The following is a 12,090-nucleotide window of genomic DNA, read 5'->3' on the forward strand; positions in this document are numbered from 1 at the left end:
AGCATGCTTTTTGCTTATGAGCCATTTTTAAAACTGAAAACGCACGGATGGCCTGACTATAAGGCGACAAATTATTAAGCAAATTTATTTAAACCCATTATGCTAATTCTGCACATCCGCAGACGCGAATGAGGCAGCAGATTCTCCGGGTTCGTGACATAACAAGAGGTAAATCATGAAAGAACGGCCGATTCTTTTTTCCGAACAGCGGGTACGTGCCCTGTTGGTTGGCCAGCAAACACAGACCCGGCGCATTATGAAGACTCAGGCATTTGGTCCGGGTCAGGATCATCACGAAGGTGTGCACGCATTTGACGTCAGCGCGAACCATCTGCACGGCTACAAACTCATGTCGATGGCTGATATCAGTTATCACTGCCCGTATGGCAAACCCGGCGATCGTCTGTGGGTACGCGAAACCTGGCGTGGACCGATTGTCCCTGAAGATCAGCTGACAGAATACGAGCGTGACCCTATCCCGTTCCGCCTGCCGTCGTTCTGCCAGTACCGTGCCGACAGCAATGAACTGGGGCAACTGGATGAGAACATGCAGGACGCCGAGCAATTCGGCTGGCAGACGGCCATCCATATGCCACGCTGGGCCAGCCGCATCGACCTGGAAATTACCTCAGTACGCGCGGAAAAGATTCAGGACATCAGTGAAGACGACATCATGGCAGAAGGCGTCCAGACCGACTCGCACTTCCTGAATAACTTCTTCACCATGAATATGAATGCTGAATCACCGAAAGAGGCCTACCGCAAGGCCTGGCAAAAGCAATACGGTGCCACCAGTTGGGAAGTTAACCCCTGGGTATGGGTGATCGAGTTCCAGCGCGTGGAGCGTGCATAGATTCTTTTCCCCTCTTCCGCCTGCGGGAGAGGGTTAACCTCTCACCTTTGCAATCCCAGTCACAGACAAAATCCTTGCTAACAGGTTGAATAGACAGCTTTGAATCCGCGCTGGTAATTTTCTCTGCACCGCGCGACGATACCGTCTTCCGCCCTGAAGAGTGAGTGATGCAATGTTCAAATGGCCGTGGCATGCGCAGGTAGAATCTTCAGTTGCAGCGCTCCCGTGGCAACAGGCGCTGGCACAGCCTATCTTCTCTCTGCTGGAGGAGGATGAGCACCAGGCCCTGACCACGCTGGCCCAGCGTTTCCTGCAACAAAAAAAGATTACCCCACTTCAGGGTTTACAACTGGATGAGCTGCGCACCGCCCGGCTGGCGTTGCTGTTTTGCCTGCCGGTGTTAAAACTCGGTCTGGAATGGCTCGACGGCTTCCATGAGATCCTTATCTATCCTGAACCCTTCCACGTCGATGACCACTGGCAGGATGAGAGCGGTCTGGTGCACCAGGCCCCAGCCGTGCACGCCGGTCAGAGCTGGACCCAGGGTCCGGTGGTATTGAACGCGCTGGATATTCAGGACTCGTTCGATCTCTCCGGCTATAACCTGGTGATCCACGAAGTTGCGCATAAGCTGGATGCGCGCGGCAGCGGTTATACCAGCGGTATCCCGGCGATTGCGCTGCGCGATGTCGCCAGCTGGGAGAAAGATTTGCTGCACGCGATGGCGCAAATTGAAGCCGAGGTGGAGTTGGTTGGCGAGCAGGCCGCTACTATCGATCCTTACGCCGCCAGCGATGCCGCCGAATGCTTTGCCGTGCTGTCCGAGTATTTCTTTAGCGCACCTGATCTGCTGGCAAACCGCTTTCCCGCGATGTACCACCATCTGCAACAGTTTTACCACCAGGATCCGCTGGCGCGTTTAAACCCCGCACCACCGGAATCTGCTTAAAGCGTGATCGCATTGTATTAATGCTAGCCAGTTGAATACAAATGTGTTTTTAGCTGTTGACACATCTGCCAGTGGCCATTAATATGCGCGCCATCAACACCGATTCCTCTGTAGTTCAGTCGGTAGAACGGCGGACTGTTAATCCGTATGTCACTGGTTCGAGTCCAGTCAGAGGAGCCATATTTAGAGAAGCCCGCTCAGGGAAACCTGAGCGGGCTTTTTGCTTTTCTTCTATACCAGCTTACGGAATCGGGTTCCTTACCGGAATATCGTTAAATACATCCAGGTCCCGAACCAAATCATCAATTAACTTAGTTAAAGGTTGCAGGCGGGTCGCCGGGTTACGAAAACTAAACTGACCTAAAAGTAATTGTTGGAGTTGCTCACGGGAAATTTCAATTCCATAAGTCGCCTCTAATTCATCCATCCATTCACGTGTATATATACGCTTCAGCTGAGCAAGGTAATCAACAACAGCTGTCATATTTTCATAACGGTCGTCCAGTGCAAATGTTTCATTTAGCTCCTCCAAATGACTCTTTTTTCCCTGCACATAATGTTGCCGGATCTTTACATTAGTTATTTGGTAGTTTAACAATGCATTATGCTTATCCGGATCCGAAAGATAAAAGTGAAATACTGAATCGAGGCTATCGTCTCTCGGGTTGAAATGTTGTAACTTCGTTTTACTCTTCTTTCGGTTACAAATACCGCATACAGGCACAAAGTTGTAAATATTCAGGGCGTAATAACTGTATGTCGATTTATCCAGGTAATGGTCGAGTTCACCGTAAAACTGTTTTCCCACATCCAGAAACGCTTTATCGCAGTATGGGCACACCACCGAACTTAGCGACTTAGCAAAACCTGGTGCAGAGACTGAACTTCTGAAGCGCGTATAGCTTTCCTCCATCCATGTATTAAAAACGAGGCGCTGCGGGGATGTCAGGCCACGTAATGCAGCCTCAAAGACCTGGCTTCGCCTGTTTAACCTTTTACCTTGCCATGGTGTGCTAATGAAAGCAGCCTTTACCAAAGCAGCTTCTGATTTGTTGAGGAAAATGCGCAGTGAATCAACTTTTGTTGCTGGTGATTTGACATGCTTCAGTGCGGCAATATCAATATTAAACTGATCATAATCATTCGTCCTTCCGGCGAAAAAAACAGTGATCACCGCCGCTCTCAAATGCCTGTTAACGGCAAACGTGATATTAAATTCGGAGAAATAATTGACCCGCACACACCATTCGAGAAAAGCCGTATCATCCCTCATTGAGTTTTCCTTTTAACAGTGCACGCTGCTGTTCCGTTAACCTTGACAGAAATTGATCTATCTCCTGATTTGCCATATGTTCTGGTGTCCTAAGTTTATTCTGCAAGGCATAAACAACGACTGGCTCCCCTGTTTCAGCAATCAGAAAACGTAACATCTCTTCATCAACCTTCTTGTCCTCCAGCACCTCTCGTATTTTGTTGCTCGCAAATTCACCTACCGAGCGTTCAACGAAGAAACGGTGTTTGAACAAATCGTGAATATTACTGCCAAACGTTTTCCCTAACATTTCAGAAGAAGGGTCTACCGCTATCACACTCGCAGAGGGTAAATCAGAAACAACGATCGGATTATGACTGGAAATAATTACCTGAAAATTCCGTTGCGAATAAGTGGCTAATAAATCAAGCATCGATTTAATTAAACATCTTTGCAGGTCAGGATGCAGATCTGAATCGGGTTCATCAAGCAGTAACTGCATATTATTTGCCCTGGTCCTCGCATCTTTCGCCTTTCGGTGTAAAGTGGCATAAAGATCAATGATTTTCCACTCTCCAGTACTAAATGGAGGCTCTATGGTAAAACGACTTTCACTGACATTTTCTTTTATTTGTGCCATAACAGACAGGATGTTGCGAAATGGCTCATCATTGTATCTGGCAGGAGAGAACTCATAACGAACTGTCCCATTCCGGGTGATATTACCACGCTGCATATTATATAGTGATTTTACTAGCGTGTAAGGATCAACTGAAAAGAAATAATTGCACAGCGGCGAGAACTCATTAAGTAGTTTGAATGCACTCTCTTCCGAGTCAATCTTACTGATGTAATTCAACAAAGAATTATACTTAGGAATTATATGTCTTGCGTCAGGATTTTCTTTATCCACCTTTTTCCAGAAAAAACTATTTTCCCCATACGATTGCGCTATGGCCCATAGCAACCTTAGTGAAACTAATGTTGCTACGTATTTTTTCTTATCATGTAATTTTAAATCGGCAGGCAGCGTTACTTCAATATTACCAAATTTTTGATACCATGAACGCTGTACATTCCACGTAAACAACCGTGATGCCATCCTCTCTTGCAGATCGAGATGCCCCAAAACCTGATAGCAATAAAATACTTCATCCGGACCTGCGTGACTTTTATTACGCCTCCGATACGAAATCGATAAATCGTGTCGTGAGTTTTTGCTCCCTGAGAAACTCAACTGGAGATTATTTGAAGCATAATACCAGGTATCTACGATTGGAGTAATTTTTATCTTCTCACAACCTAATCGCATGATTTTATCGTCACCCAACTTATGTCTTGTCTGCCATAAGCCAGCAACTTTTCCCTGTGTGACTTTTACCACATACAAATAGTCAAACCGGGTAAAAATATAAGTAAAGGCATAGGAACTGGCATCAATTCCGTCTTCCACGGCTTGTCCGATTTTTAACGACGAGCCTGTAAGGTTAAGTATGCCCATCAAACCTGATTTGCCACTACCATTCTTACCGGTGAGACACACGATCTCTGTATTTGCAGAAAAAAATTGTTTAGGTACGGAATCATCACGCAACTCAATATTGATCTCTTGCTTATCTTCATCAAATCTGTAGTGACATTGCAGCGAGAAGTCATACGTTTGTTCGACGATATTGCGCCAGCGTTCAATACTGAGGGAAAGAGCACTCATCTACGTTTCCTTACGAGTGGTTGAATGTGGAAAGGATATCAATATACAGAGTCTATTTCAGAAACATCCTACTCTCGCAAGAAATATTTGGCCAAATCATTACCAGAAAATGCCATGTTAATGACAATAGCGTGAGAGTATTTTCTTTTTTCATCTTATTTTTCCCCGCACAAATTGCTGAAACCTGAAGTTACCCTTCAAGAAATTTAGAAACACTTAGTTTGTCATGAAACGTCAATAAAACAGCGATCTCAAACGAACCGAGCGGTACAATAAGGGTGCATTTTCACTAATCACAATTTACACATCATGAATACCATTCGTTTTAAAATCAGGCCATTGCCTGTAGCATTACTTTGTGCACTGGCTATGCCTGCTGCACAGGCAACCGACTTTTTCCATCAGGACACGATGACCGGCGACTGGGGTGGTGCACGTACCGACCTGGCGCAACATGGCGTCAACTTAACCGGCGATTATGTTTCTGAAACCGCCGGTGTCCTCAGTGGCGGCCAGTCTTACGGCACCCGCTATGCACAGCAAATTCGCCTCGGTGCCACTTTCGATCTAAATCGTCTGTTTAATGCTGAACATGCCGGTACTATCCAGCTCAGCATCAATGATCGTCGTGGACGCAGTACTTCTGCCGATCTGGTGGGCAACCGTCTGCCGATTCAGGAAGTTTACGGCGGCGAATATACCCGTCTCAGTGAATTCAGCTATACCAACACCCTGTTTGCACCGCAGTTGCAGTACAAACTGGGTTGGCTGGCGATGGGCAATGATTTTGGTGGTCTGTCGATTCTGACTAACTTTATGAACGCCGGATTCTGCGCACACCCGCTTTCCATGTCAGGCGGCAGCGGCTGGGGCAACTACCCGAATGCGCATCTGGGGGGTGAGCTGAAGTACACCTTCAATGATAGCTGGGCACTGCAAACCGCCGTGTTTAATGTTAACCCGGAGCAGAACAGCGAATCGTCTCGCGCATTTAAACCCTTCGCGCCAGGCACCACCGGTTACATCGTGCCAATTGAGTTGATCTACAACTTCAACAGCGCCCTGCCCGGCCAGTACAAATTAGGTTATTACTACGACAGCTCCAACGTCGCGCGTATTGACCAACCGGATCGCCGCGCGGATAAACGCTGGGGGGCTTACCTGCTGGCAGACCAAACCATCTGGCAGTCCGCTTCCTCGCGCAGCCAGAATCTGCATGTATTTGGTCAGGCCACCACCACCGATGAAGCCACTTCCCCGTTCCGTCACTGGTACTCCGCCGGTCTGGTGCTGAATGGCCCGTTTGAATCGCGTCCCAATGATGCGATTGCGATTGGTTATGGTCGTGCGGTGTATAACCAGCATAGCCGTGATAATGCCGTCGATAGCCTGCGCGCCAAAGGTGAGTTAGCAGACGCCGCGATGGTGAGCGGTCTGGATATTGGTGAGCAACTGGTTGAAATGACCTATACCTTGCAGGCAACGCCGTGGCTGTCCGTGCGCCCGAGCGTGCAGTACATCAAAGAACCGGGTGCCTTCTCGAATAAAGAGATTAAAGATACCTGGGTAGCGGGTGTACAGGTCAAAGTGAAGTTCTAAAGCAGAGCGCCTTCCGCATTGATTGTGGAAGGCGTATTGATGATGATTAATAGGCGTTCATCACCACATCCATCTTGCGGGTGCGGCAAACAATCAACCTGTTCAACGCGAATAAAATTACCAGTCAAACTTTTAACCGTAATGCACTATAAATCGATAATATCATGGGTTAATTTTGTCAGCGGCTTGCTGGTTAATTCTTCTTCACTTCCAGTTGTATTGAACAAAAGAAGATCCAACTCCTGATCTGACCATGCGCGCAAAAAAATCGTTTCAAGGTGCTGTTTATAGCTATCGGTGCGTAATTTTTTCTTATCAAGTAATTCCGCAACTAATGTTGCATGATTATTGTAAATGCTTTTGAGATTAAAATAATCATGCTGCTGCAACTCGCCATGACTTTGAACAAGATCAATGGTCACATCTGATTTACCATAGAAATCTTCAATCTTGTTAACCTTATAGGTGAAGATTTTATCTTTATTGCTCTTACCATCGTAGGGATAATTAAAAGGGAACATATGGTCATTTTTTATGATCATATTACAATGCGCGCAGGAGGGAACAAAATTTGCCAGCGTAGCGGCATATAAAGGGAATTTACTCTGCGAATAAATATGATCAAGCTGTGCGATGCTAACATTTTTCCCTGTCCTCTTCCGATTCTTATATTTATCAATCCATTGGCGATTGCAATACGGGCAAACGGTCACGTTTATTTTTTCGAGTATCGTAAAGCGCAATTCTTCACTAATGTAGCTATAACGGAAAACCTGACCTATAACCTTATTAATAGCCGCAAACTCAGCATCTATTTGTGAATAGAAATTGAAGTAAATCGATTCATCGCTGATTGCACCTTCTGGAATGCTCAATTTAATCACAGAAGAAAAATCATTTATTAATTTTCTTCTGACAGCATAAAGATATTGATTTTCAGCATCAGGGCCATCATTCTGATCAATGTCGCCTTTATAATATTTCATCTTTTTCAGGAAATCATAATATTCTTCCCCGTGTAAAAGAAAGGTTTTAATTGCCTGATATTCGTTAAGAAACCTGGCGGCACTGGCGTCTTTAAATGTATAGCGGGAGAATGGATTGCATAGTATCCAGTCAATCAATTCTTCGGACATTATCAATCGCTGAACAGTAAATAATTTATTGAGGGGTAAAACCAGGTAATTATTTTTACCTGGGAATTTCTTCGCAATTTTACTTCCAATTGTTTTAAGATAATGATTGACAAAAGCATTATCTTTCAATAATTCATTGTTAATCTTTATCATTTTCCAGCTCCTGTTTAAGCTGTCTGAGGCGATCTTCCAATAGCATGATTTCTTTCTGCTTATCGCCGTTAAACTTACGCTTGCTATCCAACATCTGCAGAAGTTTTTGTTTCACAAAACGATCATCAACAAGATTAATGACAGCGTAAATATTTTCCAACTCTTCTCCCGAAAGAGGCCGGGGACTGTTCAAAATCTTAATGACAGGTTCGATTTTTTGACGTGCAAATTCGCCGATAGTGGTACTCAGGAAGAAATTGTCATTAATAATATCATGAATATTACTTGCAAATCCAAAGGATGAACGGTTGGTCTGGAGAATCCCCTGCTCATTGCGGGTTATTTTAATGACATTATTTGCAGGTAAGTCACTAATAATATAGGGAGCATGCGTCGTCAAAATTACCTGGAACGAATCAGCAGACCGGTAATCCGTCTCACCATTGAACTCTTCCAGTACTTCAAGCAGCATAGACAAAAAACAGCGACTCCATTCGGGATGCAAATGAAGATCTATCTCATCCAGCAAAATAATAAATTTATCCCACCCCTCCTTGATATTTTTGTCAATGGCATAATAAATCGCTGAAAGTTTATTAATGATGGCGCTTTCACCATCACTTTTATAGGGAAAACGTGCCACAACCACCCGTGAAATGGCTTCGTTATCGAGTTCCTGTAAAATAGCACTGATATTTTCATCGCTGTGCTTTAATGATGAACTAATGATAAACTCTGAATCGTTGATGATAAAACATTTCTCATCAAGGCGTTCCAGACGTTGTATGATTTTCATCCAGTCAATATGCACCGAATGTCCGTTAATATTCTCCGCCAATTTGATTACTTTCTGCAATCTTGTTAGCAAATAGTTTTTCAATGTGGGATAGTCAACCTGTGCAGGTTGGACATGCTCATTAAGTTTGATAAACTTTTCGACATGCGCGTGGTCAACTTTAATATCAATTGATTCAGGCAACACTGCACTGACTGTCGCCAGTGTATACTCATTAATTATCATTTCCAGCAAATGGATGACAAATAATTCCTTTCTCTTTTTTATTAATAATCTTTTCTTTTCAAAGGGGAAATTAGAATTAATATCTTCCGTGCAGAACCCCTCCATATCACTATAGAGTTTTACCAGAGCCCCCCCGGAGAATATGTTATTTGAAAAATGTTCGGATATCCGCAGAGTAACGGATTGCTCGGTAATGGTGCTGTCCAGACCTTGATAGCGCCGCGTCAGATAATGATACACCCATGCATCATTTTGTGTCAGATACTCTCGTTTAAATGAGAGGAAGGTGTCTTCCTGATAATTTGGACGACGCACTTTCATGAGCGGAAAATGTAAAAAAACCGTACTTCTGGTCAGCTCATCAAAATAACCCAGCGACGACATATCTGAAGAGAAAGATTGCGCGTGTATATCAGTGTGGAAAAAATAATCTTTCTCTATATAGTAAGGTGCGTTTTTCAGCAGGGAACTGTCCTGACCTTCAACCACAAATGTATTTTCATCGACATGATAGACAGCAAACCACTTAGCAGCGGGTAATTCAACCCGACGATCGACTTTTTTTAGTCCCAACAGCGCGAGTAATGTAGATTTACCACTACCGTTGCGCCCAACGATAGCATTCACATTAACAACTTTGGTACCAAAAAAGTTAATGGGTAATCTTTGCGTGCGCTCAATGATTTTAATTGTCTTAGCTTCATTATCATGTTTAACCAAAAAGCGATCACTGAAATCAAAAGACATGTTCAACTTCTGATCTCGCACTTTTTCAACATATAAGTACAACAACTCCATGTAGCAATCCCTTAATCATTGATCTTACTATCTTATTAGCTTGAACCTCGTCATCATGTCAATATTAAACGGGAAATCAGTTAGATTAAATAATGCCTTCCACATACCATGCGGAAGGCATATTGATGATTAATGACCGTTCAGCGCAACATCAATAGTTTTCAATACCTGATGCAGTTGAGCAGCATCAACCTGACCCGGCGCTGAAGGCGTGCCCAACATACCGAAAGTCAAATCGTCGCCAAACACTTCACCGGACAAGCGTGAAACGGCACCCAGGCCGCCCATCGACATGGTCAGCAGCGGTTTGCGTGAATATTGATTACGAATCTGCGCAGTCGCATCGATCAATTTCACCACATCACCGGAATCATGCGGCATCACCGCGATTTTCAGGATATCGGCACCCATGCTGTCTTGTTTACGCAGACGGGCGACGATCTCACTGGTTGATGGGGTTTTGTGGAAATCATGGCTGGACATCACCACTTTAATCCCCGCCTGGTGGGCCGCAGTCACCACCTGATGAATCACCGCTGGATCGCGGAACATTTCCACATCAAGAATATCGATGAAATGGTCTTTAATCAGCGCCAGATATAACTTGCCATAATCCTTATCGCTGATGGCTTTCGCGCCACCTTCGGATTGAGTACGGAAAGTCAGGATTAACGGTTTACCTTGTACGTCTGCGGCAACCTGTTTACCGAGCGCACCGACCTGGGCGGCGTCAGTGGCAAAATTCAGGTAATCAATACGATATTCAATCAAATCGGCATCCGGGTTGGCACCGATGGCTTTCGCCTGTGCCAAAACCTGGTCGGCTGTCGCACCCGTGGTCGGAATGATGACTTTCGGCATGCCTTCGCCAATCGCAGTCTGGCGGATAACAATCGGTTCTGCGTGACGCACGCTAACTGCGGCTGCAGGTGCGCTGGTGGCAGCGATGGCGTTGGTGACGCCCGGCAAGGCCAGCAGCAGAGAAATCGCTAATACATTTTTACGCAAGTTCATGGGTTGTTCCTGTTTCGCTAAAGACACACCTGACAGGATGAGAGCGGCACGAATGCCGTCTCTTTCCGGTCGGATTATTTTTTTAATTTCAGGTGAATGCTGTCAGGTAATGCGATGTCGAGGCTTATCCAGGAAAGAGTTATTGCATCGGGGCTGGCTTACTTAAAGGTGAAGTTGCTCCGTCATTGGTGGTGGCTGTCGAGGTTACATTCGCAACCTGCAAATCAGCGCTTAGCGGAGTCTGATAGTGAATGGTGCCATTGCCTTGCGCATTAATTGCCACCATTTCATAACCAAGGAAATGTTCAGCTTCATCCATGGTCGGCTTGCTGTTGGAGAAGAACTCAATACGGTATTCGGTATTGGCTTCACCTTTCACATTACCGTCTACGGTCAGCGTGTTCTGGTTACGGACGACACGGGTAATAGCCGGGGCGTGCTGGTCTTTATTCGGAGTCGGTTCACAACCGGCAACGTTGCCATCAATAGCGCAGATTTTTTCCAGTTTGCTGGTGTCATCGCTGATACCACCACCACGATTACCGATAAAGGCCGCATGTTCCAGACCGGGCACATTAAATACAATCGCTCCGGCATAACCCGGCAGGCAACTACCACCGGCAAAGCAACGTTTAATTTCTTTACCGTTGTCGACCATAATATTTTCAGTGATCCGGTTTACCGCAGGTCCGGTAATACGGTTAATACCAAAGCTGCCATCTTTACCCGGCGCACCCTGCGGACGAACAGATACGGCCACGCGGTTACCGGTCATAATATTCCCCGCCACCACATTGCCGGTACCACTTAAGGTGACTGCGGAAGAAAGATTGGTGAAGGTATTATCAGCAATATAGTTACGATTACCCCAGTTCAGCTGGACCCCGTCGGAATAATTTTCAAAGTGGTTATGAATCACTTCGTTGTCATTACCCCATAACATTTCCAGGCCCTGCGACGGTTCCTGATTGTGTACGCTATCCGTGGTGACAAAGTTATCCGCAATCAGATTGAATGAAGCGCCACGGGTGGCTTCCATTGCATCGCCATTGTTAATAAAGGTATTGCGGATAATTTTATTACGTTCGGTGGTGGTTGCCGTGGAGTTGCCTTTACCATCATCGCCGGTCATCATAATACCGGCACCGCCGTGGTTACCGACAATACGGTTATCTTCAATGACGTTATTTTTGGCGCGATTGATCAGGATGCCGATACAGAAATTACGCACCTCTACCCCTTGCAGGGTGACATCATGAGTATCGCGCAGCACCAGACCCGGCATGGTGGTGGTACGGACATTCGCACCATACTGGCCGCTGACGGCTCCCGGACAGGATCGCGGATCGACGCCTTTAATGTAACCCGAGCCGTCAATAGCCACATAGCTGCCATTTTTGAGGAAATCGCTGTTAATAATATCCACCGGTCCTTTAATTTCCGGCAGCGGTTTATTGGGTTTAATAATCAGTGGCTGGTTGTTAGTGGAATGTAATTCGATGCGATAATGACCAGGATTTTGATTATTCTTTTCCAGTGCCCAACGCAGCGTACCATTGCTGCCATCGTCAGCCGGAGAAGTCACCTGTAGCACTTCAAGACCC

At 45.5% G+C, this 12,090-nt stretch carries 9 protein-coding genes and 1 tRNA gene; 4 read left to right on the forward strand and 6 right to left on the reverse strand.

Annotated elements, in window-relative coordinates:
* Positions 1–175: 175 nt before the first annotated feature.
* The 3 genes from HA50_RS11890 (at position 176) to HA50_RS11900 (ending at position 1,982) form a co-directional block, all read left to right on the forward strand.
* The gene (locus HA50_RS11890; RefSeq protein WP_084875649.1) at positions 176–853 is read left to right on the forward strand and encodes an ASCH domain-containing protein; all 678 of its coding nucleotides are present in this window, start codon (positions 176–178) and stop codon (positions 851–853) included.
* A gap of 172 nt (positions 854–1,025) precedes the next feature.
* Positions 1,026–1,802, forward strand: a complete 777-nt coding sequence (gene mtfA / locus HA50_RS11895; protein ID WP_084875651.1) for a DgsA anti-repressor MtfA — start codon at positions 1,026–1,028, stop codon at positions 1,800–1,802.
* Positions 1,803–1,906: 104 nt separating this feature from the next.
* Positions 1,907–1,982: transfer RNA gene (locus tag HA50_RS11900), tRNA-Asn, on the forward strand.
* A 61-nt stretch (positions 1,983–2,043) separates the two neighbouring features.
* On the opposite strand, the gene HA50_RS11905 is transcribed toward HA50_RS11900, so the two are convergent.
* Together HA50_RS11905 and HA50_RS11910 are read right to left on the reverse strand one after the other, a co-directional pair.
* Complete coding sequence (locus tag HA50_RS11905) at positions 2,044–3,075, reverse strand: OTU domain-containing protein (RefSeq protein WP_084875653.1); 1,032 nt, start codon at positions 3,073–3,075, stop codon at positions 2,044–2,046.
* Positions 3,065–4,765 (reverse strand): AAA family ATPase, encoded by a 1,701-nt coding sequence (locus HA50_RS11910; RefSeq protein WP_084875655.1) that lies wholly within the window; start codon positions 4,763–4,765, stop codon positions 3,065–3,067. The genes HA50_RS11905 and HA50_RS11910 overlap by 11 nt, the downstream gene beginning before the upstream one ends.
* 309 nt (positions 4,766–5,074) lie before the next feature.
* Between HA50_RS11910 and HA50_RS11915 the strand changes: the two genes are divergently transcribed.
* Entirely contained in the window at positions 5,075–6,364 is a 1,290-nt protein-coding gene (locus HA50_RS11915; RefSeq protein WP_084875657.1) for a carbohydrate porin, read from the forward strand.
* A 146-nt stretch (positions 6,365–6,510) separates the two neighbouring features.
* Here HA50_RS11915 and HA50_RS11920 read toward each other — a convergent pair whose 3' ends face one another.
* From HA50_RS11920 to HA50_RS11935, 4 genes are all read right to left on the reverse strand, one after another.
* Positions 6,511–7,653: a hypothetical protein gene (locus HA50_RS11920; protein WP_084875659.1), complete on the reverse strand. Its 1,143-nt coding sequence runs from the start codon at positions 7,651–7,653 to the stop codon at positions 6,511–6,513.
* Positions 7,640–9,421: an AAA family ATPase gene (locus tag HA50_RS11925; protein ID WP_158087402.1), complete on the reverse strand. Its 1,782-nt coding sequence runs from the start codon at positions 9,419–9,421 to the stop codon at positions 7,640–7,642. The genes HA50_RS11920 and HA50_RS11925 overlap by 14 nt, the downstream gene beginning before the upstream one ends.
* Positions 9,422–9,601: 180 nt before the next feature.
* Positions 9,602–10,486: a type I 3-dehydroquinate dehydratase gene (gene aroD / locus HA50_RS11930; protein WP_084875663.1), complete on the reverse strand. Its 885-nt coding sequence runs from the start codon at positions 10,484–10,486 to the stop codon at positions 9,602–9,604.
* Positions 10,487–10,625: 139 nt separating this feature from the next.
* Complete coding sequence (locus HA50_RS11935) at positions 10,626–12,080, reverse strand: NosD domain-containing protein (protein WP_244193573.1); 1,455 nt, start codon at positions 12,078–12,080, stop codon at positions 10,626–10,628.
* Positions 12,081–12,090: the final 10 nt, after the last annotated feature.

The organism is Pantoea cypripedii (assembly GCF_002095535.1).
GTDB classification, from domain to species: Bacteria; Pseudomonadota; Gammaproteobacteria; order Enterobacterales; family Enterobacteriaceae; genus Pantoea; species Pantoea cypripedii.